At 63.9% G+C, this 26651-nt stretch carries 27 protein-coding genes; 11 read left to right on the plus strand and 16 right to left on the minus strand.

Going from position 1 to position 26651, the window contains the following annotated elements; all coding sequences use genetic code 11:
* Positions 1 to 28 precede the first annotated feature (28 nt).
* Positions 29 to 1012 carry an alpha/beta hydrolase gene (locus tag BBA01S_RS26080; protein WP_027819013.1) on the minus strand — a complete coding sequence of 328 codons (984 nt, stop codon included), beginning with the start codon at positions 1010 to 1012 and terminating at the stop codon, positions 29 to 31.
* Positions 1013 to 1155: 143 nt separating this feature from the next.
* Entirely contained in the window at positions 1156 to 2076 is a 921-nt protein-coding gene (locus tag BBA01S_RS26085; protein ID WP_027819014.1) for a LysR family transcriptional regulator, read from the minus strand.
* Positions 2077 to 2234: 158 nt separating this feature from the next.
* Between BBA01S_RS26085 and BBA01S_RS26090 the strand changes: the two genes are divergently transcribed.
* Together BBA01S_RS26090 and BBA01S_RS26095 are read left to right on the plus strand one after the other, a co-directional pair.
* Complete coding sequence (locus BBA01S_RS26090; protein ID WP_027819015.1) at positions 2235 to 2999, plus strand: SDR family NAD(P)-dependent oxidoreductase; 765 nt, start codon at positions 2235 to 2237, stop codon at positions 2997 to 2999.
* A 59-nt stretch (positions 3000 to 3058) separates the two neighbouring features.
* Positions 3059 to 3766: a pirin family protein gene (locus BBA01S_RS26095; protein ID WP_027819016.1), complete on the plus strand. Its 708-nt coding sequence runs from the start codon at positions 3059 to 3061 to the stop codon at positions 3764 to 3766.
* Positions 3767 to 3815: 49 nt separating this feature from the next.
* Here BBA01S_RS26095 and BBA01S_RS26100 read toward each other — a convergent pair whose 3' ends face one another.
* The 3 genes from BBA01S_RS26100 to BBA01S_RS42865 form a co-directional block, all read right to left on the minus strand.
* Entirely contained in the window at positions 3816 to 4451 is a 636-nt protein-coding gene (locus tag BBA01S_RS26100) for a flavin reductase family protein (RefSeq protein WP_027819017.1), read from the minus strand.
* Positions 4452 to 4497: 46 nt separating this feature from the next.
* Positions 4498 to 5172, minus strand: a complete 675-nt coding sequence (locus BBA01S_RS42860; protein WP_084162567.1) for a GntR family transcriptional regulator — start codon at positions 5170 to 5172, stop codon at positions 4498 to 4500.
* Between the two features lie 219 nt (positions 5173 to 5391).
* A complete protein-coding gene (locus BBA01S_RS42865) occupies positions 5392 to 6339 on the minus strand; it encodes a polysaccharide deacetylase family protein (protein ID WP_042297948.1) in 948 nt (315 codons plus the stop codon).
* Positions 6340 to 6733: 394 nt separating this feature from the next.
* Here BBA01S_RS42865 and BBA01S_RS42870 point away from each other — a divergent pair, with 394 nt between their 5' ends.
* From BBA01S_RS42870 to BBA01S_RS26135, 4 genes are read left to right on the plus strand one after another with little or no spacing between them, the layout of a single operon-like run.
* Positions 6734 to 7984 carry an ABC transporter substrate-binding protein gene (locus BBA01S_RS42870; RefSeq protein WP_084162556.1) on the plus strand — a complete coding sequence of 417 codons (1251 nt, stop codon included), beginning with the start codon at positions 6734 to 6736 and terminating at the stop codon, positions 7982 to 7984.
* Between the two features lie 25 nt (positions 7985 to 8009).
* Positions 8010 to 8888 carry a branched-chain amino acid ABC transporter permease gene (locus tag BBA01S_RS26125; RefSeq protein WP_027819018.1) on the plus strand — a complete coding sequence of 293 codons (879 nt, stop codon included), beginning with the start codon at positions 8010 to 8012 and terminating at the stop codon, positions 8886 to 8888.
* Positions 8885 to 11518: a branched-chain amino acid ABC transporter ATP-binding protein/permease gene (locus BBA01S_RS26130; protein WP_084162557.1), complete on the plus strand. Its 2634-nt coding sequence runs from the start codon at positions 8885 to 8887 to the stop codon at positions 11516 to 11518. Before BBA01S_RS26125 ends, BBA01S_RS26130 begins: the two co-directional genes overlap by 4 nt.
* Positions 11515 to 13164: a gamma-glutamyltransferase family protein gene (locus BBA01S_RS26135; protein ID WP_245641597.1), complete on the plus strand. Its 1650-nt coding sequence runs from the start codon at positions 11515 to 11517 to the stop codon at positions 13162 to 13164. The genes BBA01S_RS26130 and BBA01S_RS26135 overlap by 4 nt, the downstream gene beginning before the upstream one ends.
* 25 nt (positions 13165 to 13189) lie before the next feature.
* Here BBA01S_RS26135 and BBA01S_RS26140 read toward each other — a convergent pair whose 3' ends face one another.
* The 4 genes from BBA01S_RS26140 to BBA01S_RS26155 form a co-directional block, all read right to left on the minus strand.
* Positions 13190 to 13903, minus strand: a complete 714-nt coding sequence (locus BBA01S_RS26140; RefSeq protein ID WP_027819021.1) for a hypothetical protein — start codon at positions 13901 to 13903, stop codon at positions 13190 to 13192.
* A 69-nt stretch (positions 13904 to 13972) separates the two neighbouring features.
* Positions 13973 to 15100: a DUF1700 domain-containing protein gene (locus BBA01S_RS48170; RefSeq protein WP_027819022.1), complete on the minus strand. Its 1128-nt coding sequence runs from the start codon at positions 15098 to 15100 to the stop codon at positions 13973 to 13975.
* Positions 15097 to 15438, minus strand: a complete 342-nt coding sequence (locus BBA01S_RS26150; protein ID WP_027819023.1) for a PadR family transcriptional regulator — start codon at positions 15436 to 15438, stop codon at positions 15097 to 15099. The genes BBA01S_RS48170 and BBA01S_RS26150 overlap by 4 nt, the downstream gene beginning before the upstream one ends.
* 400 nt (positions 15439 to 15838) lie before the next feature.
* Positions 15839 to 16189: a VOC family protein gene (locus tag BBA01S_RS26155; protein ID WP_027819024.1), complete on the minus strand. Its 351-nt coding sequence runs from the start codon at positions 16187 to 16189 to the stop codon at positions 15839 to 15841.
* Positions 16190 to 16458: 269 nt separating this feature from the next.
* Here BBA01S_RS26155 and BBA01S_RS47040 point away from each other — a divergent pair, with 269 nt between their 5' ends.
* The 4 genes from BBA01S_RS47040 (at position 16459) to BBA01S_RS42875 (ending at position 20043) form a co-directional block, all read left to right on the plus strand.
* Positions 16459 to 16797, plus strand: a complete 339-nt coding sequence (locus tag BBA01S_RS47040; RefSeq protein ID WP_027819025.1) for a hypothetical protein — start codon at positions 16459 to 16461, stop codon at positions 16795 to 16797.
* Between the two features lie 187 nt (positions 16798 to 16984).
* Positions 16985 to 17860 (plus strand): alpha/beta hydrolase family protein, encoded by an 876-nt coding sequence (locus tag BBA01S_RS26165; protein WP_027819026.1) that lies wholly within the window; start codon positions 16985 to 16987, stop codon positions 17858 to 17860.
* 395 nt (positions 17861 to 18255) lie between these two features.
* Positions 18256 to 18555, plus strand: coding sequence for a hypothetical protein (locus BBA01S_RS47045; RefSeq protein ID WP_027819027.1), 300 nt, complete (start codon positions 18256 to 18258; stop codon positions 18553 to 18555).
* Positions 18556 to 18630: 75 nt separating this feature from the next.
* Entirely contained in the window at positions 18631 to 20043 is a 1413-nt protein-coding gene (locus BBA01S_RS42875; RefSeq protein WP_156966089.1) for a surface-adhesin E family protein, read from the plus strand.
* 27 nt (positions 20044 to 20070) lie between these two features.
* Here BBA01S_RS42875 and BBA01S_RS42880 read toward each other — a convergent pair whose 3' ends face one another.
* Together BBA01S_RS42880 and BBA01S_RS26185 are read right to left on the minus strand one after the other, a co-directional pair.
* Positions 20071 to 20565, minus strand: a complete 495-nt coding sequence (locus BBA01S_RS42880; RefSeq protein ID WP_167336044.1) for a GNAT family N-acetyltransferase — start codon at positions 20563 to 20565, stop codon at positions 20071 to 20073.
* 128 nt (positions 20566 to 20693) lie between these two features.
* Entirely contained in the window at positions 20694 to 21503 is an 810-nt protein-coding gene (locus tag BBA01S_RS26185) for an SDR family NAD(P)-dependent oxidoreductase (protein ID WP_027819028.1), read from the minus strand.
* A gap of 176 nt (positions 21504 to 21679) precedes the next feature.
* Between BBA01S_RS26185 and BBA01S_RS26195 the strand changes: the two genes are divergently transcribed.
* Positions 21680 to 22627, plus strand: a complete 948-nt coding sequence (locus tag BBA01S_RS26195) for a GlxA family transcriptional regulator (protein WP_027819029.1) — start codon at positions 21680 to 21682, stop codon at positions 22625 to 22627.
* A 10-nt stretch (positions 22628 to 22637) separates the two neighbouring features.
* On the opposite strand, the gene BBA01S_RS26200 is transcribed toward BBA01S_RS26195, so the two are convergent.
* The 5 genes from BBA01S_RS26200 to BBA01S_RS26220 all read right to left on the minus strand — a co-directional run bounded on the left by BBA01S_RS26200 (position 22638) and on the right by BBA01S_RS26220 (position 26447).
* The gene (locus BBA01S_RS26200; protein WP_027819030.1) at positions 22638 to 23033 is read right to left on the minus strand and encodes a tautomerase family protein; all 396 of its coding nucleotides are present in this window, start codon (positions 23031 to 23033) and stop codon (positions 22638 to 22640) included.
* 113 nt (positions 23034 to 23146) lie between these two features.
* Complete coding sequence (locus BBA01S_RS26205) at positions 23147 to 23437, minus strand: hypothetical protein (protein WP_042297951.1); 291 nt, start codon at positions 23435 to 23437, stop codon at positions 23147 to 23149.
* A gap of 229 nt (positions 23438 to 23666) precedes the next feature.
* Positions 23667 to 24653: an NAD(P)H-quinone oxidoreductase gene (locus BBA01S_RS26210; protein WP_027819032.1), complete on the minus strand. Its 987-nt coding sequence runs from the start codon at positions 24651 to 24653 to the stop codon at positions 23667 to 23669.
* A 2-nt stretch (positions 24654 to 24655) separates the two neighbouring features.
* Positions 24656 to 24997: a carboxymuconolactone decarboxylase family protein gene (locus BBA01S_RS26215; protein ID WP_027819033.1), complete on the minus strand. Its 342-nt coding sequence runs from the start codon at positions 24995 to 24997 to the stop codon at positions 24656 to 24658.
* A 13-nt stretch (positions 24998 to 25010) separates the two neighbouring features.
* Positions 25011 to 26447, minus strand: coding sequence for an NAD-dependent succinate-semialdehyde dehydrogenase (locus BBA01S_RS26220; RefSeq protein ID WP_027819034.1), 1437 nt, complete (start codon positions 26445 to 26447; stop codon positions 25011 to 25013).
* Positions 26448 to 26651 lie beyond the last annotated feature (204 nt).

Here is a 26651-nt window from a genome sequence, read left to right on the forward strand (position 1 = left end):
TCTCGATATCAGTGTGTGGGGATGCGAGTTATTGCAGGCGCGTCTTCAATGCCGTCGCCATCTGCTGCATGGCGGCGCGTGTCGGGGCGTCGGCGGCGAGGACGTTGAGCAGGCCGAAGTCGTGGATCGTGCCTTTGTACTGCGTTGTCGTCACCTCGTTGCCCGCCTGGTCGAGCCGATGCCCGTAGGCTTCGCCTTCGTCGCGCAGCACGTCGAACTGCGCCGTCTGGATCAGCGCGGGCGGCAAGCCCTTTAACTCGTCGAGCGTGGCGCGCAGCGGCGATGCGTAGCGCTGGTTGCGCTCGCCTGCGTCGGTCGCGTCGGTGATGTAGGCGTTCCAGAACCACTTCATCATGTCGCGGCTCAGGAAGTAGCCGCTTTCGAAAGCGTCGTAGGAAGCGTTGTCGAATGCGTGGTCGGTCACCGGCCACATGAGGCCCTGGAAGCGGATGGCCGGGCCATGCCGATCCTTTGCCATCTGGCTGACGACGGCGGCCATGTTGCCGCCCACGCTGTTGCCCACGACCGCGAGCCGCGCGCCATCGACGCCGATTTCCTCGCCGTGCGCGGCAACCCACTTCGTGGCGGCGTAGGCCTCGTTGATCGCGACCGGATAGCGCGCTTCGGGCGAAGGGGTGTATTCGACGAACACGGCCGCCGCGCCCGACTGCACCACGAGGTCTCGCACGAGACGCTCATGCGTCGGGTAGTCGCCGAGAATCCAGCCGCCGCCATGGAAGAACATGAACACGGGCAACACGCCGCTCGCGCCCTGCGGCTTGACGACAACGAGCGGCACGCTCAGCCCGTCCTGCTCGATCGTGCGGCGCGTAACGTCGATGCCCGAGATGTCCACTTCGACGCTACGCTGCGCGCCGGCCAGGACTTCGCGTGCTTCGCCAGGCGTGAGCGTTTCGATGGCCGGGCCGGTGCCGCTGTTGAGCGCGCCGAGGAAGGCAACGGTTGCGGTGTCGGGCGTGTTGGGCGTCTGCGGGTGGGCTTGCGTGGTCATCGTGATTCTCCTTATCCGTGGTTGAGCGGCTTGCGACGTGTTGTCGTGCAGCCGATGGAAAGGAGAATACGGATCGGGCGATATTTGCGAAATAGAAGTGTTTGAAACCTATCATTGCAAAAATGCAATGATAGGTCGGCGCTTCATTGCTTCGGCCATCGCCACGCGGGATCGGAAAGATGCTCGGCGAAGTAATCGGAGAGCGCCGCCACTTTCGCCGGCCGCGCACGCGCTGACGGCGTGACGAAGTACAGGCCGCCCTTGGTCAGCGACCAGTCCGTGAGAATCGCTTCCAGTCGGCCATCGGCCAGATACTCACCCGCGATGAATTCGGGCAACTCCGCGATCGCCAGGCCATCCAGCAACGTGGGCAACAGCGCATCGGAATTCGTCACGCGCAGCGGGCCGCTCGGCATCACCGGCTCTTCTTCGCCCGCCTCGTTCGTGAAGCGCCAGACATCGCTACGCGCGCGATACGCGTATGAGAGGCAGGGCCGATCCACCAGTTCCCGCGGATGCGCGGGCCGCCCTTCGCGCTCCAGATAGTCCGGCGATGCCACCACGTACTGCGTCACCGCGCACAGCCGACGCGCCACCAGCGACGAATCGGGCAACGCGGCAATACGCAGTGCCGCGTCGAAGCCATCGGCGACCAGGTCGACCGACGCATCCGATAGATGCAGGTCGATCGACACCTCCGGATACGCGCGGAAGAACCCCGGCAGCAGCGGCGCGACCCAGCGCAGCCCGAACGACATCGGCACGGCCAGCCGCACCAGGCCGCGCGGCTGCACCGACATTTCGCGCGCCGCGCTTTCCGCTTCCTCGGCCTGGCGATAGATCTCGCCCGCCTTCTCGCAGATCGTGCGGCCGAACTCGGTCAGCGACAGCTGGCGCGACGTGCGGTTAAAGAGCCGCGCGCCCAGCCGGTCTTCCAGGCGGGCCACGCCGCGCGAAACCGTCGCCACCGACACGCCCATTGCACGCGCCGCCGCCGCGAACGATCCCTCCTCGGCGACCTTCGCGAACATCGCGAGTCCTTCGAAATCAGGCAGTCTCGCCATTTCTCCTCATCATTTCATTTATGCAACGTTAGATTGCAATCAATTCTATTTCGAAAAGATCGGGCCGTCGATATTCTTCACACATCGCAGCACGCAACACCGAACCAGCCAGTACCCACTTCTACTGAACGACTGAACGAAACGAAAGGAGCACGACCATGGCACGCAAACTCGACAACAAGATCGCACTCGTCACCGGCGCAACCAGCGGCATCGGCCTCGCTACTGCCCAGCGCTTCGCCGAAGAAGGCGCGCACGTCTACCTCACGGGCCGCCGTCAGGCCGAACTCGACGCCGCTGTGCAAAGCATCCGCGAAGCAGGCGGCCAGGCGACCGGCGTACGCGTCGATTCCACGAAGCTGAACGAACTCGACGCGCTGTATGCGCAGATCAAGGAAGAACAGGGACGCCTCGACGTGCTGTTCGCCAACGCAGGCGGCGGATCGATGCTGCCGTTCGGCAACATCACCGAAGAACACTTCGACGACACCTTCAGCCGCAACGTGAAGGGCGTGCTGTTCACGGTGCAAAAGGCGCTGCCGCTGCTGGCGAAGGGCGCGTCGGTGATTCTCACGGGTTCGACCGCAGGCAGCGCGGGCACGGCGGCGTTCAGCGTGTACTCGGCGTCCAAGGCTGCGGTGCGCTCGTTTGCACGCAACTGGATTCTCGACCTCAAGGATCGCCAGATCCGCGTGAACACGATCAGCCCCGGCGCGACCCGCACGCCCGGCCTGCTCGACCTGGCCGGTGACGACGCCGCCCAGCGCCAGGGTCTGGCCGACTACCTGGCCGCGCAGATCCCGATGGGCCGTCTGGGCGAACCGAACGAAATCGCCAGCGCCGCGCTGTTCCTCGCCTCGGCCGATGCGAGCTTCGTCAACGGCATCGAACTGTTCGTCGATGGCGGCCAGCAGCAGATCTGAAGGTGGCATGAGCGCACGGATGGGACTTTCACGTCCGTGCGCCCGAACGGAGTTTCATCGTGATTGAACATCGCCCTTTTCTTGCGCTTGGCGCAATCAGGAACGACTGGCTCGACGCGCGGCTGCATTTTCGCGTCGGCGAGACCGGGCGCGCGGAACATGCGCCGCTTGGCCCGCTTTACGTGTGGAACGACGATGTATTCGCGCCGCGTTCGGGTTTTGGCCTGCATGCTCACCGCAACGTCGAGATCGTCACCTGGGTGCGCTCGGGCGCGATCACGCACGAAGACGATGCGGGCAATCGCGCGCGCCTGGTCGCCGATTCCGTGCAGGCGATGAGTGCGGGCGCAACGATCCATCACGCCGAGCGCAATGACGAAGATGTGCCTGCGCGGCTGTTCCAGGTCTGGCTGCATCCACGCACGGCAGGCGGTGCGCCGCGCTGGTCAACGCGCGTCTGTTCGCGCGAAGGCCGCGAAGGCCGCTTCGTCACGCTGGCGAGCGGCGATCCGCAAGATGTGCGCGAAGGCGCGCTGCCCATCAATGCCGATGCACGCGTGCGTGTCGCCACCCTGCGCGAAGGCACGACACTCAAGCACATGTTGCCGACGTCCGGCTCGGCGTATCTGGTTGCGGATCATGGACAGCTCGACGTGGGAGCGATCCGGCTCGCGCCGCGCGACGGCGTAGCCGTGCGGGAAGAGACGCAGCTGGATCTGCTGGCGCATGGCGATACGGACGTTGTGATCGTCGAGCTGCCGGGTTAAGGCTCGTGTCTGACGTGCCCGGTTGCAAAACGCGGCGCGGCGACCCGCCCTACATCTCATCCACCGACGTCTGGGCAGCCGCCACCCCATCCTCGACATTCAGCGAAAATCGGTTGCGCGTATCGACATAAAAGCTCGCACCAAATCGCCCTACCGGATAGTAGTGCTGCAAACGTACGCGGCAGCGCTCGCGGTCGATCAGTTCGTCGCGCGCATGCAGGCGTTCCACGCGACCGATGAAGATATGGCGGCTCGGTGTCTCAAGCGTCTCCCATAGCGTGCATTCGAACGCGACCGGCGCCTCTGCGATACGCGGCGGGCCGCCGCGCGTCGACGGCACCGGCGTGAGCCCCGCATGCACCAGCTCGCTCTCCGACGTGGGCAGGCGCTCGCCGCAGGCATGCATCTTTGCGGCAATCGGTTCGTCGGTCAGGTGCACCACGAACTCGCGCTCGCGCAGGATGTTGGCGGCGGTGTCCTTGAGCGAGTCGTCGTCGCGGCGGTTCACGGACAGCATCACGATCGGCGGCTCCTCGCCGAGCATGTTGAACATCGAGAACGGCGCCGCGTTGATCACGCCGCCGGGGTTCAGGGTCGTCACCAGTGCGATCGGCCGCGGCACGATGAGCCCGGCCATCAGCTTGTAACGCTCGTAGGCCGTGAGTTCGTTGAAGTCGATTTCCATAGCTTCGATGTGCGTCCGTGTGGATTGCGGCGCGCCCCGCCACGCGTCAGTTGCGCGCGCCGGGCGCTTTCGGTTCGCCCAGTCCGAGCAGCGAGGCCAGGCTCTTTTCTCCGCGCATGCGGGTCGTTTCGATGCGCTGTTCGAGGTCGACGAGATGCGCCTGCATGCGGGCAATCGCGCCTTCGGCGTCGCGCTGCGCGATGCACTCGACGATGGCCGCGTGCTCGTCGTGCTCGCACGGCGCGTAGCCCGGCGGCTCGTACAGGCCGACGATCAGCGAGCAGCGCGACACCAGTTCGACCAGGTAGCGTTGCAGCACGGCGTTGCCCGCGAGCGCCGCCACGCGCAGATGAAAGTCGCTCGCCAGGCGCGCCCACGATGGCTGATCGAAGCGGTGCATGGCCGCGTGCTCGTCGTCGAGCTGCTTGCGCAGTTGCGCGAGGTCGGCGTCGGTCACGCGCGCAACGGCCAGTTCGACCAGCGCGCGTTCGAGCGCGCGGCGCGCCTCGAAAATCGTGCGTGTTTCCTCGGGTGTGGGCTCTGCGATCACCGCGCCCTTGTTGGGCCGCAGCGTCACGATGCCATCGTGTGCGAGCTTTTCGAGCACCCGCCGCACACTCGCGCGGCCCACGTCGAACAGCTGGCACAACTCCGGCTCCGGCAACTTGGTGCCCGGCGTGAGCCGATGCGCAAGCACGCCGTCGACAATCGAGCGGTACATCCGGGTTTCGATGCCGGTTTCGGTTTCCGTTTGCTCTGCTTGCTCCGTTTGCTCCGTTTGCTCCGTGCGCGCGCTGTGCTTTTCGTGCGCGGCGTCGGCTTTCACGGCGGGCTTTTTCACGGCGGCTTTCTTCACGGCAGTCGGTCGAGTCGGTCGGCTAGTGGACATGATGGACAGGGCGGGCGGCGCAGACAGGGGTGACAAGGTTCGTGCGCCAGTTTAGCGGATCGTTGCCGCGCTTCCAGCAGCGGCAGCGGCTTCTACCGCGTCCATGTGCGCACTGATCGCGCCGGGCGTCGTCATCCAGATCGCGCCCGCGCGCGCCGCCTGCGCGATGTGGGCAAGCGCGCGCCGCAGATGACGCAGACGGTACGGCTGTCCCACCAGGTACGGATGCAGCGCAATGCCCATCACCAGCGGCTGCCCGCGCGTGGGATGCGCAGCCTGCGTGAGCATTTCGTCGAACTGATCGACGATCATGTCGGCGAACGCCGCGCCGTCGAGCTGCCGCCCGACGATCATCGGAATGTCGTTCACCTCCTGCGGATACGGGATCGACCACAGCGGCCCATGCCCGGTGCGCATGCGCACGGGGCGGTCGTCGTGGCACCAGTTGAGCGTATAGCGATAGCCCGCCTGCGCGAGCAGCTCGGGCGTGTCGAGCGTTTCCGATATCCACGGCGACAGCCAGCCAGCCGGCGTGCGCCCCGTGAGCGTTGCGATCCGCTCCCGGCAATGCACGATCAGGTCGCGTTCGTGGGCCAGCTCGAAGTCGCTTTGCCGGTGCGCGTTGGTGTGGCCGTGCGCGATCAGTTCGTCGCCGCGCTTCACGCAGGCGGCGATCAGCTCCGGGGAATGATCGAGCAGCGCCGTGTTCATCACGATGCCCGCCGGCAGCGCGAGATCGTCGAACAGGTCGAGACAGCGCCACGCACCCACGCGGTTGCCGTATTCGCGCCAGCTGTAGTTGAGCACGTCCGGCTGCGGCGACAGCGGGCCGAGATTCGCGCCCAGCCCTTCGCCGAATGCGAAGTGCTCCAGATTGAAGCCGAGATAGACCGCCAGGCGCGCGCCGTTGGGCCAGCAATAGGTGTCGCGCGCGACGATCGGCTGATAGTCGAAGCGCCCATGCGTGGGCAGCGTGCCGAAGCGCGGATCGTCGCGCATGGTTGCGCTCGCATCGATCTGCGCGGCGGCCATGAAGGTTGTCGTCATTGTGTCCTTGCCAGTGTGTGCAATTGCAGGCTCGCGGCTGGGCGCACCGCTTTGCGCCATAACGCGCTGCCTGCCGTGCTGCCTGCTGTGCTGCCTGCTGTGCTGCTTTAAGTTGCGCGTTTCGCACCGCTGTTGTGCGAGCGCGAACCGATTTGGCGCAACGCGAATGGTTAACCATCCTGTCATCAGATCGTATGCAATTGGCGTTCCATATCGTTCGCACATTGCCGTTGCTGGCGTCACGGACGATATCGGCGGATCGTGAACGAAATGGCATAGGTCTTGCGTGAAGCGACGCATCCGCGGCTTTGTCCCGCGTCCGTCAAACTCACTGGAGAACCGCCTCATGCCGCTACGACACGTCGCCCTCAGGGCCGCCCGCCCCGCCTCCTCGCCGCGACGCCAGTGGTTCACGGCCCGCGCTGTCGCCCTTGCGCTCACCGCGGCCGCGCTGTCGTGCGGCGTCGCGCACGCCGCCGACACCATCAAGATCGGCCTCGTCACTGCGCTCTCGGGCCAGTCGGCGCGCGCGGGCGAAGCGATCACGCGCGGCATGACCATCGCCATCGACGAGATCAACGCAAGCGGCGGCGTGCTCGGCGGGCGCAAGCTCGAACTCGTGCGCCGCGACGACGAAGGCAATCCCGCCAAAGGCGTGCTGGCCGCGCGCGAACTGATCTACAAGGACAAGGTGGCGGTGCTGTTCGGCGGCCTCGACACGCCGGTTTCCATGGCGATCGTGCCGCTGGCCAATCACGAGAAAGTGCCGTTCATGGATCCCTGGGCCGCCGGCACGCAGATCACGCACAACGGCGCGAAGCCGAACTACGTGTTGCGCGTCTCCGCCGTCGACGAGCTCGTGGATGTGGCGATGGTCGCGCACGCGCAGCAGGCGTTTGGCGCGAAGAAGCTGGGCCTCGTGCTCGTCAACAATCCGTGGGGGCAGTCGAACGAGAAAGGCATCGTCGCGGCGCTCGCCGCGAAAGGCATGAAACCGGCGGGCATCGAAAAGATCGAGGCCACCGACGTGGACGTCACGCCGCAACTCGGCCGCCTGAAGGCTGCGGGCGCCGATACCTTGCTGATGGTCGGCAACGTCGGGCCTTCGGCGCAAGTGGTGAAGTCGCTCGACCGCATGGGCTGGAAGGTGCCGATCGTTTCGCACTGGGGCCCGGCGGGCGGACGTTTCACGGAACTCGCGGGCCCGAACGCGAAGAACGTGCATTTCGTGCAGACGTATAGCTTCTTCGGCGCCGCCACGCCCGTGAGCACACGCGTGGTGGCGGAACTCAAGGCGAAGTACCCCGACATCAAGAGCGCCGACGACATCACGCCCGCAGTGGGCGTGGCCAACGCCTACGATGCGATGCACCTGAGCGCGCTGGCCATCGACAAGGCAGGCTCCACCGACGGCGATGCAATCCGTAAGGGATACTATGCAATCGACCGTTACGACGGCCTGATCAAGACCTACGTGCATCCGTTCAGCGAGCAGCAACCCGACGCGCTCACCGCCAGCGACTACGTCTGGGCCCAGTTCATCGATAACCGCATCGTGCCCGTGAGCGCCGCCAGCGGCCAGATGGCGTCGAAGTAAAGCACAGGCACCCGGAGATTCACTCATGCAATGGATATCGGCGCTGGTCGCGGGCCTTGGCCTCGGCAGCATGTACGGGCTCATGGCGCTCGGCTTTCATCTGACGTTCGCGGTCAGCGCGACCGTGAACTTCGCACAGGGCAGCTCAATGATGCTGGGCGCGGTGCTCGCCTACACCTTCGCGCAGACGCTCGGCTGGCCCATGCCGCTTGCCATCGCGGTGGCGCTGGCCGCGTGCGCGCTCTACGGGCTCGTAGTCGAGCGGCTCGCCGTGCGGCCCTTCGCGCGACGCGGCTCGAACGCGTGGCTCATGGCGACCGTGGCGCTGGGCATCGTGCTCGACAACGTCGTCATGCTGACCTTCGGCACCGAGCCGCGCAGCCTGCCCTCGCCGCTCGCGCAGTCGTCGCTGCACATCGGCGGCGCGGGGCTCGGCGTGTATCCGTTGCAACTTGTGATTCCCGTGGTCGGCCTGATGCTCGCCGCCGTCCTCCATTACGTGCTGCGCCGCTCGCGCTGGGGCGTGGCGATGCTCGCCGTGGTGCAGAACCGCGACGCGGCGCGCCTCATGGGCATTCCGATCCAGCGCACGATTGCGGCGGCGTTCGCGGTGTCCGCGCTGCTTGCGGGCATTGCCGGCGTGCTGATCGCACCGCTTTTCAACGTGCAGTCCGACATGGGCACCGTGTTCGGGCTCAAGGCCTTCGCGGTGGCGATCCTGGGCGGGCTTTCCAGCGCGTGGGGCGTGATGATCGCGGGGCTGCTGTTCGGCGCGGCCGAGGCGATGATTACGGCCACGCTCGGTTCCAGCTATACGCAGATCATTACGTTCGGGCTACTGATCGTTGTGCTGGCGCTCTGGCCCAATGGCCTCTTCGGGCGTGCGGAGGTGCGCAAGGTATGAGCGATTCGCGACTTTCTCTTTCCGCACGCTTTTCAGCGGCTGCGCCGCGTACAGGCGAAGTCCGGTCACGCGGACGCTGGCAAGGCGTGGCGCTGGCTGTGGTGCTGCTTGCCGCCGCGCTGGTCGCATGCAGCGTCAACGGCTATTTCGTCGTCGTGCTAGCGGGCGTGGCGCTGCTCGCCATTTGCGGCGTCGGCCTGAACCTCCTGCTCGGACTCACAGGCCAGGTGTCGTTTGGTCATGCCGCGTTCTTTGCGATTGGCGCCTATGCCGTCGCCATCCTCACCACGCAGTTCGGCTGGAGCTTCTGGAGCGCGTGGGCGCTCGGCGCGGGCGTCGCCGCCGTAGCGGGCGCGCTGCTGGCGCTCGCGGCGCTGCGTGTGCGCGGCCCGGGACTCGCGATGGTGACGATCGCGTTCGCCTTCGTCATCGAGCAAAGCGCGGTGGAAGGCGGCGATCTCACCGGCGGCCAGAACGGCATCATGAACGTGTTCGGCCCGGCGCTGGGCAGCTTCGCCGACGGCGAGCGCGCCGTTGCGCTCATCGCCCTCGCGCTGCTCGCCGTCGCGCTCGCGCTCTATGCGCTCGTCGCACGCGGCGCATGGGGCGCGGCCATGCGCGCGGTGCGCGACAGCGAAACGGCGGCAGCCTCGATCGGCGTGAACGCGCTCGCGGTGAAAACCGTGGCGTTCGCGTTCTCGGCTGCGCTTGCGGGATTCGCGGGCGGGCTGTTCGCGCCGCTGCAAGGCATGGTGACGCCCGGCATGTTCTCGTTCTCGCAATCGATTCTCTTCGTGCTCGTCGTCATGATCGGCGGCGCAGGGTCGCTGGCGGGGCCGCTGGCTGGCGCGGCGGTGGTCGGCCTGCTGCCCGAGTTGCTCGCCGGGCTTGAGAACCTGCGTCTGCTGTGCTTCGGCGTGCTGCTGCTCGTGGTGCTGTGGTGCGCGCCCAATGGCGTCACCGGCATGGCGTCTGCGCTGATGCGGCGGCTGGTTTCGCCTGCGCGCGCGCAGCCGAGCGCGTCGACGCACGATCAGGATCAGGACACGTCGGGCCATGCAGCATTCGAGCCGCTTGCCGCCGATGCGCGCCGCTCGCTCGCGGCGCAAGGACTGTCGATGACGTTCGACGGCGTGAAAGCCGTCAGCGACCTGTCGTTCGAGTTGCCGGCCGCGCGCGTCACGAGCCTCATCGGCCCGAACGGCGCAGGTAAATCGACGGTGCTGAACATGCTCTCGGGCTTCTATCGCCCCCAGACCGGCACGCGCAAGCTGGGCCCGGCGCAACTTGCTGCAGGCAACGCGTTCGAAAGCGCCCGCGCGGGCGTGGCGCGCACGTACCAGACGTCGCAGTTGTTCGGCAGCCTCTCTGTGCTCGACAACGTGACGCTCGCGCTCGCGCGCGGGCGTCTGGGCGCGTTGTTCGGCACCCGGCGCATGCAGGGCGATGCGCCGCGCGCCCAGGCGCTCGCGCTGCTGCGCGCCTGCGGCTATCACGGCGACGCGAGCATCGAAGCCGCCAGCCTCGCGCACGTCGATCGCCGTCTCGTCGAGATCGCACGTGCGCTCGCCACGCGTCCCGACGTGCTGCTGCTCGACGAACCCGCTGCGGGACTCTCCAGCGAGGACAAGGTGCGCCTGGGCGCCCTGCTGCGCCGCATCGCCGATGCGGGCGTGACCGTCGGGCTCGTCGAGCACGACATGTCGCTCGTGATGGGCGTCTCGGATCACATCGTCGTGATCGACGCGGGCCGCTTTCTCGCACAAGGCGAACCCGCGGCGATCCGCGCCAATGCGGCGGTGCGCGAGGCCTATCTGGGCGCGTCGAACGACGCGGCGCTGCATGCGCTGCGCCCGTCGCGCGCCTTGCCGCCGCAAGACGCACCCGCGCGCGAGGTGCTCGGCGTGGGCAACGTGACGGCAGGCTATGGCGCTGCCCCGGTTCTGCACGACGTGAGCGTGCAAGTGCGCGAAGGCGAACTGGTTGCGCTGCTCGGTGCGAACGGCGCGGGCAAATCGACGCTGATGCGCGCGCTCGCCGGCCTGCACCGCCCGCTCACTGGCGGCGTGACCTTCGACGGCCGCGACCTTGCGCGCCTCGACGCCGCGCGTATCGCCGCGCTCGGCGTCGTGCTCGTGCCCGAAGGCCGCCAGGTCTTCCCCGAGCTGTCGGTGCTCGATAACCTCAAGCTCGGCGCATTTGCCTCGGGCCGCTTGCCGCGCAGCGAACTCGAAGCGCGCATCGAGTCGATGTTCGCGCGCTATCCGCGTCTGCGCGAGCGCCAGCATCGCCGTGCGGGGCTGCTATCGGGCGGCGAGCAGCAGATGCTGGCCATCGCGCGCGCGTTGATGTCGAAACCGCGCGTGCTGCTGCTCGACGAGCCTTCGCTCGGCCTCGCACCGAAGGTCATCGCCGAACTGTTTGCCTCGCTCGACGACCTGCGCCGCGAATCGCTTTCAATGCTGCTGGTCGACCAGATGGCGGCGATGGCGCTGGCCATCGCCGACCGCGGCTATGTGCTCGAAGAAGGCCGCGTGAGTGCGAGCGGCACGGCGGCGCAACTGGCCGCCGACCCGCAACTGTCCGCCGCCTACCTGGGCGGTCACGCCGACGCCGCAGTGCCCGCATGACGATCACGATGAATACGACGCACACCCGGGAGCAGACCGCGAACGTCAACGCGCGTGGCCGCGCCGGCCTTGTCACGAGCCCGCACGCGCTCGCGAGCGAAGCAGGCCGCGATGTGCTCGCGCGCGGCGGCAACGCGATCGAGGCGGCGATCGCCATGGCGGCGGCGCTGTGCGTGACCATGCCGCATTTCACCGGCCTGGGCGGCGACGGCTTCTGGCTGATCGCCGCTCCCGGCCAGCCGGTCGAATCGATCTCCGGCATCGGCCAGGCGGCGCGCGACCTGCCCGCCTTCGATGACGCGATTCCCGTGCGCGGGCCCGCATCCGCACTCACAAGCGCCGCCACGGTCGCCGCGTGGGAGGCCGCGTATCGCACGAGCCGCGAACACTGGGGCGGCACGCTCGCGTGGGAGACGCTGCTCGCGCCCGCCATCGCGCTTGCAGACGAAGGCTTTGCGCTGTCGCGCTCGCAGCACTTCTGGTCGATGTTCCGCGCCGACGAATACGGCGACGATCAGGTCTGGCGCGGCTTCGCGCAAACCTTCCTGCCGGGCGGCGCGATTCCTGCGATTGGCGCAACGTTCCGCCAGCCCGCGCTCGCGGCCACGCTGCGCACGCTCGCCGCGAACGGCCCGCGCGACTTCTACGAAGGCGCACTGGCGCAGCGTATTGCGCGCGGCCTGCGCGAAGCAGGCTCGCCGCTGGACGCCGACGACCTTGCGGCCACGCGCGTGCGCAGCGAACCGCCGCTCACGCTGCGCTACGGCGACGGCGTGCTCGCCACCCTGCCGCCTCCCACCCAGGGCGTGACGACGCTGCAGATCATGGGCATCCTCGCGAAGCTCGGGCTGCGCGATTGCGCCCACGGCAGCGCCGACTACTACCACCGGCTCGTGGAGGCGGTGAAGCAGGCCTTCATCGACCGCGACCGCCATCTCGCCGATCCCGACTGGCACGACGTGCCCGTCGACACGCTGCTCGGCGACGCTCATCTCGCGGCCTGTGCGGCACGCATTGCGCCTGGGCGCGCGTTACCCTGGCCGCAGCGCTTTCGCGAAGGGGACACGGTTTATCTCGCCGCCACCGACGCCCAGGGTCGCGCCGTGAGCGTGCTGCAGACGATCTTCCACGACTGGGGCAGCGGCGTGATGGCGGGCGACACCGGCATCCTCTGGCACAACCGCGGCGCGGCCTTCCGCGCGAGCGGCGGCGGGCTGCATCCGAATGCGCATCCCAACACCATCGCGCCGGGCAAGCGGCCATTCCATACGCTCAATCCCGGCATGTATCTCGTCGATGGCCGCGCGCGCCTGCTGTACGGCACGCAGGGCGCGGACGGCCAGCCGCAGACGCTCGCGGCGCTGCTCACGCGGCTCATCGATTACGGGATGGATCCCCTTGCGGCACTCGCACAGCCACGCTTTCTGCTCGGACGCACCTTCTCCGACAGCCGCGACAATCTCAAGCTCGAATCGCATGCGGGCCACGCGATATCCGGCACGCTTGCCGCGTGGGGGCACGAAATCGTCGACCTGCCGCCGCTCAGTCCGCTCGCCGGGCAGGCCGGCGTGATTCGTCTGGATGCCGACGGTACAGCATGTGGCGCTCACGATCCGCGCAGCGACGGACTCGCACTGGCGGTGTGAGGCGCGCGTTCCATGCAGACAGGCCTCAGCGCTCGCCCAGCAGATCGCGATAGCTCGCATACGCGCCCAGCAAGATCAGCGCGGCCGCCACCGGCATGACGACGAGGCCGACTAACAACATCGGCATCGCCTGCGTCGCAAAAGCTGCGGCGCCGATGAGCGCGGCGTAGATCAGCGCGACGCGCCAGTTGCGCGCGACGATGCGCGCACTCGTCGCCATCGCATCGAGCGGCGTCCGGTTGCGCAGCACGACGAGTGCGGGCGCCAGCCAGAACGACGCGAGCGCAACGGCGTAAAACGGCAACGCGAGCAGCCATGCCCACGCATGCAGCACGTGCGTCTGCGCCAGCAGCGCCGCCGCGAGATAGCCCATGCCCGCAATCGCCGCCGCAGCGACGCCCACGGCGAGCAACGCATCGCGATGATCGTAGACCGCGCTCCACGCTTCACCGAACGTCCAAGGGCGCGCGTTGCTGGCCCGCTCCTGCATCAGCACGACCAGCGCCACCGCCAGCGGCGCGACGAGCGGCGCAAGCACGCTCAGTCGCGGCGCGAGTTCGAACAGCGTGGCGAGATCGGCGCAGACAAGCAGCGCAAGGAGCCACGCCACGGGCCGCTGGCGCGCGACGGCGAAACCATGAGCGAGCCAGCCGAGCCAGCGCGCGGCATTCACGCGGCGAACACAGGTGTCCTGGGCGCGCGCGAGCGGCGCGGTGCTGGAGAGAAAATGCAGGTTCATGACGATGTCCTTTTGGGAGCTGCACGGAGCAAAAGACTACGTTGTCGATGGTCACTGCGAGCGCGCGTATCAGGGCGCGCTGTGTTCAAGACGTTCGGCGATGCGTTCGGCGTGATGTCGCACATAGCGCACGAGGCCACGCCACGTTAGCCGCGTGAGCCACAAGCACAGCCACAAGCCGAGCGCGCCGCCCACCAGCATCGCGACGCCGTATAGCAGCGCGCCGATGCTCGATCCATGCGGGCCGACGATGAGCACGTGATCGCCGTCGCTGTCGATGGCGACGTGATTCTTGTCGATCACCACCGAGTCGCCCTCGCTGTGCACGGCGAGCATGGGGCCGTCCTTGCCGCCTTCGACGAACGACACGTGATCCTTGTCGCTCTTGACGTCCCACGCCATGTCGCCCGAGCCGCCGCCCATGCGCGCCGCCGACAGCGTGTCGCCGCCCGCGGTGCGCACGTCGAGTGCGACGACGTCGGCACGGTGGATCGTCCACACGTCGCCCTTGACGTCGAACTGGGCGGGCGCTGCGCCGGTCGACGTCGCGCGCAGCTTGCCGCCTTCGTTGCGCAAATCGACGGTGCCCCCAGTGGTCACGACCGACACGTGCGTGCCCGCTTGCGGTCGCAGCACAAAGCGATCGCCGTCGACACGAAAGTCCGGGACATTCACGTTCTTGAGCATCGATGCGTCGCCGCCCTCGCGATGGTTCGGCGCGCTGTCGCTGTCCTCGCTGTCCCCGCCCTGGCTGCTGCCCTGAAAGCTAAATGGAATCCTGTCCACCGACGGCCAGCCGAACGCGTGATGGCTGCCGAGCAGCACCACCGTGGCGAGTCCCGCGACGAACATCGCCGACGAGATCACGTAACCGCAGGTGAGCAGCGTCAGGTAGAAGATGAACGGCACCAGCAGGAAGAGTTGCACGAGCCCGAGGCCCGCGATCGACACGACCACGCGCAGCAGGTTGCCGAACGAGCGGCGCGTTTCCCATTGCCGGAAGCTGGCCTGCGCGCGCAGCTCGCGCGCCAGCTTCACGGGATCGCCCAGCGCCGCGATCACCTCGGCCTCGCTTCGTCCGGCTGCCAGCGCGTCGCCGATGTACTCGCGATAGTCGGCGACGATGTCGTCGACGACATGCTTCGGCAAACTTCGCAGTTCATGCCGCAATTGCTGGATGAATGCATCCTGCGTCATTGCTTGTCCCCTGTTCCGAGAGGCGCGCCCGGCAAACCGAGCACACCGTTGACTTCATCGACGAAACTGCGCCATTCCTCTTCCATGCTCGCGAGGCTGCTGCGCCCCGCCGCCGTCAGCGAGTAGTACTTGCGCGGCGGCCCGGAACTCGACTCGACGAAATACGTCGACACCCAGGCTTCCGCCTGGAGGCGGCGCATCAGCGGATAGATCGTGCCTTCGCTGATTTCCATGGTCTGCGATAGCGTCGAGACGAGTTCGTAGGCGTAGCTGTCACCGCGCGCCAGCACCGCCAGCACGCACATGTCGAGCGTTCCCTTTTTTAGCTGGGTCTTCATTCCAATCTGTCTTCGATAGTGTGCATAACCCGGTACCTTGCAATACACGTATGCAGCGGACAACTCGTTCCCGAGAGTGCATGGACAGCAATGTAGCAGGCAGTATTGTTCTATGCAAGGTACTGTTTTTAGCACTGTACCGGGAGGGGGTGGGCGGTGAGCGCGCTTTATGCAAATGGCATGAGATTGCGGTTGGCTATGAACGGTCACTCGACCTGCGGCTCAGGCTGGCCGCAGTTGCTGCTAACCGAGCCCGGTTCATCTATTGCGGATTGCCGTCCTGCCACGGTCCGACGCAAAGATGAGGCCACTCGCTCTGCCAGCGCCCGGATTTTTCGGCGTACACGCCTGCTACAGGAAGCAGGCGATCAGGCTTGAGCTGAACCTTCGGCTTCTGGCCTTAGCCGTAAAGCCCGATGCAATTTCCCCAAGGGTCACGCAACATGCACATTTGCTTGCCAGCCTCCACCTGGCCGGGCCCCCGATAAAGCGTGGCCCCCGCGTCCAGGAAATGCTTCAGTGCTTTGTCAAAGTCGCTGACATCCCAGTAGACAACAGTGCCTGCGGCCCCTGCCGATAGTTTCGAATCGGCGGGGACAATTTCGAGTCTAATGCCTTTGTACTCAAGGTACGTCAGATTAAACGCGTCAAGGAAACGTCTCTCAGCACCCTGAAAAACCGATTGATACCAGTCCAAAGCGGCGGGTACGTCAGGTACATACACAAGGACAGCACATATTGGCGAAATCATAGGGTTCTTTCGTATGCGATTGGCGGCCAACCGAGGAAGAGCACAATATTGATCGCCAGGCTCAATCTAGTAAAGAGCGTCGTCTTGACGCCTATGGCGCCACCTTGGGACGGCCGAAACGGGCAGTTCGCGGTCGCCCATACCTCTTGCATTGCATGACGTAATCCGGGAAATTATTGCACTGGGGCGTGGGGTCGTGATCCGCCAGGAACGGACAATCGACTATGCGCTGGCCTACGATATAAAGCGCGTTTAATTACCAAAATTCGATGAAACGTTTCTTTCTTATCCTGAGTTTTCTACCATTCTCGGCATCTGCTTTTTCAGAGCTGGCATGGGCGGACAATATAAAGAGCGACCAAGTTGTCATCGTTGTGGACTACGGCAGTCCTGACTTGACGCGACTACACCAGCTTGAAGATGAGTTGGACGCCATAGCGAAGCAAACCAATTCCGGTGAGCTCGATGGAGATGAAGTGACACTCGACAGGCATCAGGCCTCAATCTACATGAGGAGCACTGATACTGAACGGCTGATGAGGGCCATACGCCCGACCCTGCGAGCACACGATTTTTCGCGCGACGCACGCGTTCGCGTAGGTGGCTAACAACTCGCGACCCAGGGTAACAGCGCGTCAACTATAGCCTGAAAGCCCGCCGTAACGCGAACTCGCTACCATCGGCCGTCTGGGCCTCAGGCATGCTGGAGACTGCGAGGATCGTCCAATCGAGCAGCGCCCCGCATGGGCTCAGGCCGCGCTCAAGAATCCACCAATCCTTGACCTGTACATCACAATGACAACTCCTGTACGCCTGCTGTCGATTTGCCTCGCGCTCGTAATCTCCAGCGTTCGTGCGGAACCAATCAGGCCAGACCTGCATGAGTCTGTCTCGACAATCGACGTGACGGTTAAGGACTTCTACGGGACGGCACGAACGGGCACCGTGGCAATCACGCAATTCCTTCCTGATGGCGATGGCCCCTTTCCTATCCTGCTTCTCAACCATGGTCGCAGCCCAACAGATCGCAGCACGCCGCCGCGCTTTCGCTACACCCGACAAGCGGCCTTTTTCGTGAAGCAAGGATTCGCCGTATTCGAGCCTACGCGCATCGGCTACGGCCAGTACGGCACGCAATTCGATCCGGAATATAGCGGCAAATGTCGTCAGAAGGACTATGCGCCGATGATCGATGCAGCCCGCACCGAAGAGCTTGCCGTGCTGGGCTACGCGAAGCGGCAACCCCACGTCGACCCGAGCCGGATCGTCATTGTTGGCCAGTCAGTCGGCGGCTTTGTCACGACGGCCATGGCGGCTGACAATCCGGACGGTGTGATCGGGGCAATCAACTTCGCGGGTGGTGACGGCGGTGATCCGGTCGAGCATCCTGGCGTGCCATGTCAGGGCGAACGCGTGGAAGCCATGTATTCGCAATTCGGAAAGACGGCGCGTGTCCCGATGCTCTGGATCTACACCGAAAACGATCAGTACTTCGCACCGTCGTATAGCAGCGCCTGGCACGATGCATTCGTTCGCGCGGGTGGCAACGCCGACTACCGGCTGCTTCCGCCGTTTGAGAACAATGGGCACATGCTGTTTGCGCACGGTAACGAAGTCTGGGAGCCCGTGGTATCGGACTTTCTCGTGCGCCTGGGACTTCCTGTTCGATGAAAGCTGTAACGGACGCCAGGATGCCAACCACTAACAGGGGAACATAAGATACGTAGCGAATTACTCTTTCATCGATCCTGGCAAACCGGGTCGAACCGACTCTCGCGGTGGGCTTCCGAGGCGGGCCAGTAAGCATCATTCGCGATCGTTGGGAAAATTACCTCCACGTGATTGAGTGACGCCGACTGCCCCAACACGCATGGCAACGTAGTTTGCGATGATCGTTCGATTGACGCGACGCCCAAGATTGCCGAAGCTATCGTTAGATCTAACGGTGCCAGTGACTGGTGGCACGGCCAAGTGAAAAAGCCGGGAGGCCGTCGAAGGGATTTTGTAAAAAAAGAAAGCGCGCCCTCCAGCGGAGAACGCGATCAAAAATATCCGGGGAGCATCTTATGGTCGTCGTGAATAACAGTGGCAAAAAACCTGATATAGGGGCAAGTATTTTAGTGGTGGCGCTCGCCAATGGAGTTTTCAGCTTCTTTACTTATCAATTAGCCCGAGCCGCGATCTTCGGGGTAGTCTTTGGGAGTAACAAGCGTGGCCATCCGTGGCGGGATGTGTTTCATGCTACTGCACCCAGTGATTTCTATGGGATCGTGACTACGTATGCAATGCTCGATAGCCCAGCGATACTGCTCACGCTATGCCTGGTTATCGTGCTGTTTAGAGCACTCCTGTCCCAAGCCGATTGAACGCGTTTCGCAACTGGATTAAAGATAAACGTCGCGGATGCCGTTAAACCTGTATCCCTGATCTTATCCAGTTCGATGCGCTCCCCACTGACCCTTGGTACATTTGCGGTTTGCATTGCGCTTGCAAGCGCTCCTGCCGCTGCGGAAGACTGGCAGCCGGTTCCGGCGAAAGCCGATCTCGACTATCTCGCGGATTCCGTGCACAGGATTGAAACCCATGTGTACCTGGTCGTGCGCGGCACGATGAACACACCTCAGGGCTCAGCAAAATACGAAACGCCCATTGAGTTCGATTGTCCACAGCATGCATTTCGAATGGCGTGGGCGGACTTATCGACGATGGGCAAGCCGCCTGTGCGCTTCTATGGCAAGACGGTCGCACACTATGCGCCAACGCAATTTGTTTCTGCATCTGCTTCGCGTTATGGTGAGGCGCTGCTCCAATGGGCATGTCATCTGCCGAACCAGCCGGAACGCCTGGTCAACGTTGCGCGTTCCGGTGACAACAAACTGACTCAGGTGGATTCGCACAGCATCAGCCGCTCGGGGAAATTCACGTCGCTCTGGACAAGGTACGACTATCCGCAATTGCAGTTCGACCCGCCCTACGACGCACCCTTCGATTCGAAGCGCGAATTCGTCACAGTAAACTGCGAGACAAACCGCTATCGGATCCTGGTCGGCTATGACTTTACAGCCGATGGCACGATGACCGACAACATGATTGCCCGTGACGACGCCGAGACGCCTCTCGATTCGTCCGATGACTACGAAGTCGCGCTAAAGACGGTGGCGTGCGGCAAGCCCGTCGACCCTCAAACCTACGTCGGTATCGGCGGCGAGACGCAGCGCGCAAAAACGCCGCTCCCCGCCAATGTCGATATCGATGATGTCCCTGCTCCGAACGCAGTCGTGACAAAGGCCCGGGAATTGTCTGCCATCCTGCCGGCGCGCTCATCGTTCAAGTCGGCACGGATCGTTGAAACGATGACCACCGGTACGCGCACGAGCCACATCGAGGTCATTATCCAGCCATCGACGGAAGGTGTAATGCGGGCAAGGGAAATCTACAGCCCCGACTTCTTTGTCGATCGCGACATGCTTGGTCTCGTCCAGATCAAGTCAAAGATGAATTCCGCAAGGTCGGAAAACAGAAGCGTGTATGTCACTCAAGCGCTAACAGTCAACGCGAATATCTGGAAAGAAGGCGGCGAAGTCTCGTTTTTAACCGAGGGCGTTAATGTCCCTGGGGAAGGCAAGCCTCAAGAGTTCGGAATGAAATGCCAGATCGGGCAACGCGTCGACGCAAGCATCGTGAATGAGGGGCTAGCCGGACAGGCATGGCCGCTAACATGCACGAGGCCCAATAGCGATTCGTTCAAGGCATACTACATCGAGACACTTGGCTATCTTCTCACCACACGCGAAAAATCCAGGGACTTTGGCGACAGTGATACGACGGTCGACAGCGTTTCGATCGAACGATAGTTGCATCGGAGAGGCAGCACGACAGCTTTACGGAATCGGTCGCTCCATTACGATCAACTCGCCAGGAAATCTCTGATTGGTCGCTCGCCGAATTTCCTTGAAACCCTCGCGCTGCCAGAATGCGAGCGCGCGTGGATTCGTTGAAACGACCGCGAGTTGCGATCTGCGAAAGCCCCACTCACGCGCCATATTGTCGAGCAACGCTAACGCGGCCTTTCCGTAACCTTGCCCCTGGTGCGGATCGGAAAATAACAGCAGTCCGATCCATATGCAGTCGTCGGTCGGATATGCACGGATCACGTCGGCACAGCCAGGCATATCTGGCCCAACATAGAACCCGAAGACCCGCTTGTCCCCTTGCGCTTTACCCGTTGGCTTGCCGTAGAAAAAATCGTCGACGTCCTCTGCGGATGGCGACCGTCCCTCGACCAGCTCAGTGTATGAAGGAGCTTCGATAAAGACGCGCAATACATTCGCGCGATCGCTATCAGATTCGCTGCTGAGTGGGCGAGCTGTAAGCATCAGGCGCACTATTGAAGTGAGAGACGCGATTCTAAGTCCACACGCCTGAAGAGTGCGCGCAAGCCGTAATGCGCGCACTGCCATCATGAATCGATGTGACTGCTGCCGCTCGCCGTCGCCTGCCTGGACTACCGCCCCGTCACGACACTTGACGCATAGCGCGGAGCGGCCTTGGCGTTAGCGAAACCGGGAGCCAGCGCGCGCCGGTCGGCTTCCCATTGCGTCCAGCCGTCGCCATCGTGCAGCGTCGGGATCGTGACGAGTTCGCCTTGATCGAGCCCAACGAGCGCGGCATCCACCAGGTCTTCTGCGGTCATGGTGCTCGGCGCTTCCTTCTGCTTCGCGTAGCCCGCCACGTCCCAGAACTCGGTCGCCGTCGCGGCCGGCAGCACGGTTTGCACACGCACGCCCTTGCCAGCGAGGTCGCGTTGCAGCGCATGGCCGAAGCTCAGCACATACGATTTCGACGCGCTGTACACGCCATTGAGCATTTCCACCGCAATGCCGACCACCGAACTGATGTTGACGATCGTGCCTGCGCCTCGTGCGACAAACGCAGGCGCAACGGCATAAGTCAGGCGCGTCAGCGCCGTAATGTTCAAGTCGATCATCGATTCCATTGAGTCGACCTGGCCGTCGAGAATCGATGCCACCGAGCCGACGCCCGCGTTGTTGACCAGCATCGTGATACGCGCATCCTCACGGAGCAGCTTTTCGATTTTCGCCAGCCCGGTCTTGTCGGTGAGATCGGTCGCTACGGTCTCGATCGCGCGTCCCGTCTCCTTCGTGAGGCGATCGGCAAGCGCGTCGAGTCGGCTCTGGTTACGCGCCACCAGAATGAGGTCATAGCCGCGCCTGGCGAGGCGGTCAGCGTAGATCGCGCCAATGCCTGCCGATGCGCCCGTGATCAGCGCGAAACCTTTGGTCTGAGAAGTCATGTCCTGTCCTTTGCGTAGGTTGAACCAACCGGGTGTCGATCCATGGAATGCATTCTGACCGCCGCCGAACGCGACCTCAATGTCATAGATGCAATGATTTATGCCATCAAGTCCGCCGCAAGTCTGTCTGCTTTGTGCTACCTTCAATGAATCAAGCCATCGACCTCAAAGACACCATGCACACCGTCGCACTCGTCGTTTATCCAGGCTTCCAGTCGCTCGCGCTCGCGGTGGCGAGCGTCTTTGAATACGCGAACCTGCTCCACAGCGAAGCGGCCTATCAGTTCCGCATCGTGTCTGAGCATGGTGGGCCGGTTGCGTCTTCGCAGGGTTTTTCGGTTCACAGCGAACCGCTTGCCGACGATGGATACGACACGCTCATCGTCGCGGGCGACAATGAATGCCGGCTGCCATCGACAGCGCTGGTCGACTACGTTCGCCGTGCTCCGCTGCGCTCGCGCCGTGTCGCGTCGATCTGCACAGGGGCGTTTGTGCTGGCCGCAGCGGGCCTGCTGGAAGGCAAGCGGGCAACGACCCACTGGTATCACGCGCGTGATTTCGCGAAGCGGTATCCGGGCATCCAGCTCGAAGAAGACCGCATCTTCGTCGTCGATGGGCAGATATGGACGTCCGCGGGCATGAGCGCTGGCGTCGATCTCGCGCTCGCGATCGTAGAAAGCGACCTTGGGCTGGACACCTCACGCCAGGTCGCGCGCAAGCTCGTGCTTTATCAGCGTCGCGGGGGTGGGCAGTCGCAGTTTTCGGCGTTGCTTGAAATGAGCGCACGCTCGGATCGCGTCCAGATGGCGCTCACATTCGCCAGTGAAAATCTCGCGAGCGATTTGTCAGTCGAACGACTGGCCGAGGCGGCAAGTCTGAGTCCACGGCAGTTCAGCCGTGTATTTCGTGAGGAAACGGGCCAGTCGCCCGCCAAGGCTGTCGAGCGGCTTCGCGTTGAAGCCGCTCGTCTGATGATGGAAACGACGCGTCATCCCATCGAGGTCGTCGCGAGAGAAACCGGTTTTGGCGACCGCGAGCGGATGCGGCAAGCGTTCCTGCGCGCATTCGGGCAGCCGCCGCAAACCATACAGCGGGCGTCGGCCGTCACGCCCCTTGCGCTTTAGCGTAGCGGCCTTATTGCTCGCCCGGCGTCCATTCCGGGCTGTAGCCGCCCAGCGCCGGGTGATACATCTCGTCGCCGGAATGCTGCGTGAATTCGACGTTGAGCCTGTCTTCGCGCAGGCCGAGAATCTCGATGCAATGCGCGCAAAGCGCTTTCGCCACGTCCATGCGCAACTCGGGCGAGCGCCCTTTTCTGATATCCAGCATCATGACGGCGACCGGTGTTGGCGCTTCGCCGGTTTCGGCAATTCGCCAGACACCTCCGTCGCCCAGTTCCCGAATCGCGACGCTAATTCGCCTGATGTCTACGGCCATCATCTGCGCATACGTCTCGCTCATCCGCTGCGCCAGGCGCCGCTTGTCGTCCACCGAATAGTGCTCATTCACGTCAAGTTGCAGGTAGGGCATGATCGTCAGCGCTCCTCGAAAGTCCCATTCTTTACCGGGCACGGCGCGCCGCCAATGTCAGTTACGCAAGCTTTCCGGACAAGCACGCGTTCATTTCGATAGCTCTGCCCGAATCAACTGAACGCAATCTGCTCAAGGAACGTTGCGATGTAGTCGTCGTCCAGCCAACCACGACGGCTCTTCGATGACTCAAGGCGATGTATTTCGCTTTGGCCTTTATCGGTAAGCGCCGCAATCTGGACTGGAAACAGGAATTTCGTACTGGGAGGCAGTTTTTGATCGACGATCTTTAAGAGGCCCTGCGCGCGCAGCGAGGTGAAGATTGGCGGTCGCTTGTGCCACGGTATTTGTCGATGGGCAGCAAGACGAAGAGCTTCAAGTACAGCACCATTGTTGAATTCCATCAGCGTCCTTGAGGTGGTCAACTGAAATGTCCTGCATAGCTCTCTACGCCTACCGTACCACATGATGTCGTTCTGCATGTGACAGTCATCGGGGTGCAGTGCACCGGTTGAATCCGCCCCATTTCGGTCAGACTTCCCAGCAGCGATGCTGAACGACTCCCCCGACTACGGCGAGGGATAGTCTGGCGCCTCGCTACAACGCATGTGGCCAGACCCTGCCCGCCGCCACTTATCCCATCGTCAGAATAATTTTCCCGACATTCGCCGACGATTCCATGCGTCGATGGGCTTCCGACGCCTGCGCAAGCGCAAACGTGCTATCGACAACCGGTTCCAGCCCACGGCCGCCCGAGAACCGCGCGAGCCAGTGTTCGCGGAACCGTCGTACCATCGCGTGCTTTTCTGCCTGGGCGCGCGACTTCATCACCGTGCCGATAATCTGGATATGGCGATACAGAATGGTCTCCAGTTCGAGCTTCACCTGCCCGCCCCCACCCAGGATGCCCACCTGCACGAGACGCCCGCCATTCGCCAGTGAAGCGATATTGCGCGCGAAATACGGTTCGCCCACGAAATCAATCACGACATCGACACCCCGGCCTTCGGTCTTCTGCGCCACGACCGCAGCAAAATCCTGCGTGCGGTAGTCGATGACATGGTCGGCGCCCAGTTGCACGATGCGCTCAAGCTTCGATGCCTCGGCGGTCGCGAACACGGTCGCGCCGCTCGCATACGCCAGTTGAACCGCAGCGGAACCGACGCCCCCCGCTGCAGCGTGAATGAGCACCGAATCCCCCTGCTTGAGGCGCCCGAGATGCATCATCGCTTCATGCGCCGTCACGAACACTTCGGGGACAGCAGCGGCGTGCACATAGTCGAGTTGCTCCGGAACCGGCATCGCCATGCGCCAGTCGATGCGCGCGAGTTCGGCGTATGCACCGCCGCCGACCACGCCCATCACACGGTCACCGACGCGATACCCTTCTACCGATGCGCCGACTTCCAGCACTTCACCCGCTATTTCCAGACCCATAATGGTCGAGTCGCCGAAATTCGGCCGGCCGTAGCCGCCGCGTCGATGCGTGAGGTCGGCGCGGTTGACGCCTGCCGCGTGTACACGCACCAGCAGATCGTCGGGGCGCAGTTCCGGGTCGGGAACATCGGCGAGCTTGAGCACGTCGGCGTCGCCGAATTCATCGAAGGTGATGGCTTTCATGATTAGGTATCCTGTTGAGTCCGCACATCGCCGAGCGTCGCTTGCGCAGCGGCAGAAGCCGAGATAGCGGCGGGAAAACCGGCGTAAAACGCCAGGTGGGTAATGGTCGCGGCGAGTTCTTCACGCGTGACGCCGTTGCTCACGGCGCGACGCAGATGCGCGGGAAGTTCGTCGTGGTGGCCGCCCACAACGAGGGCGGCGACGGTCACGAGACTTCTGTCACGCGGCGACAACGCCGCGTCGGCCCACACCTGCGGAAACAGCACATCGTCGACAAGCGCGGCGAGCTTCGGCGTGAAGGCGCGCGCGGCTTCGCGCGGGCTGTCGAAATTGGCTTTTGACATGATTGGGCGCTCCTTAGACCTGGCTGATGAATTTGTTGGTGAGATAGAACTCGATGCCTTCTGCGCCGCCTTCGGAGCCGATTCCGCTCTCCTTGAGGCCGCCGAAGGGCAGTTCGGTGGCGACGATGCGGTACTGGTTAATGCCGATCATCCCGGCCTCCAGCCCGTCGCCCACGTCGAGGGCCGTGCGCGCGTCGTTCGTGAACGCATAGGCCGAGAGACCATACGGCAGGCGGTTCGCTTCGGCGAGCCCGTCTTCCAGCTGGTCGAAACGCATCAGCACCGCAATCGGGCCGAACGGCTCTTCGTGCATCACGCGAGCGTCCATCGGCACGTCGGCCAGCACGGTGGGCTCGAAGAAGTAGCCCTCGCCTGCAATGCGCTTGCCGCCCGTGAGCACCTTCGCGCCACGCTCGACCGCATCGGCGATGAGTTCTTCCATCTTGGCAACCTGGCGCGGATTCGCGAGCGGGCCGACCTGCGTGCCGGGCTGCATGCCGTCACCTACCTTGAGCGCCTGGGTCGCCGATACGAAGTGCCCGACGAATTCGTCGTAGACCTCACGCTGGATCAGGAAGCGCGTCGATGAGATGCAGACCTGGCCGGTGCCACGGAAGCGGTTCGCCGCGCCTTCGACGGCTGCGCGTTCAACATCCGCATCCTTGAATACGAGCACGGGCCCATGGCCGCCAAGCTCAAGCGTAATCGGCTTTACGCCTTCGGCGGCGCGCGCGGCAAGCAGGCGGCCGACCGGAACGGAACCCGTGAACGTCACCTTGCGAATAACCGGCGATGCAATCAGCGTTTTCGACACCTCGTCGGGCACGCCGAAGACCACCTGAAGCACGCCTTTGGGCAGGCCTGCGTCGTCGAGTGCACGGGCGAGCGCGAGCGCCGTCGCCGGGCTTTCCTCGCCTGGCTTGATGATGACGCTACAGCCAGCGGCCAGCGCCGCAGACAGCTTGCGAGCCGGCGTGATGGCCGGGAAATTCCAGGGCGTGAACGCGGCGACCGGCCCGATGGCCTGCTTCTTCACCAGTTGCTGCACGCCGGGACGATTGGACGGCACCACGCGGCCATCGATGCGGCGCGCCTCTTCCGCGAACCATTCGAAGTAGTCGGCAGCGCGCAGCACTTCATCGCGGCTTTCGGCAAGCGGCTTGCCCTCTTCCAGCGTCAGCAAGGCGGCGATGTGCTCCACGCGCTCGCGAATCAGCTGCGCGCCGTTCTTCAGAATACGGGCGCGCTCTGCCGGCACCGTAACGCGCCACTGGTCGAACGCGCGCTTTGCCGCCTGCAACGCCTCGTCGAGGTCGGCCGCCGTTGCAAGCGGCACGCGGCCCAGTTCCTGCAACGTAGCGGGATTGACGACCGGCGCGGTAGCGCGTTCGCTGGCTGCGATCCATTTGCCGTTGATGAAAAGATTAAGCGAGTCGTAGTGAGCGTCCATTTTTTCAATCCTCTAAATCGTTAGCAATTCGAATTAAATAATCTCGTAGCGCGCCAGTCGATACCGCAATCCCGATTCAGCGATTCATGACGGGAGGCTGGCTTCGGCTTGTGCCTGGCAGTGAATGCCTTGTCTGCGGAACACAGTCTAGGCGGGATGGCCGTGCGCTTTTAGCCAGACCAGAAGGAATGATTCTTGTCGCCA

It is taken from the genome of Paraburkholderia bannensis NBRC 103871 (assembly GCF_000685015.1).
GTDB lineage: Bacteria > Pseudomonadota > Gammaproteobacteria > Burkholderiales > Burkholderiaceae > Paraburkholderia > Paraburkholderia bannensis.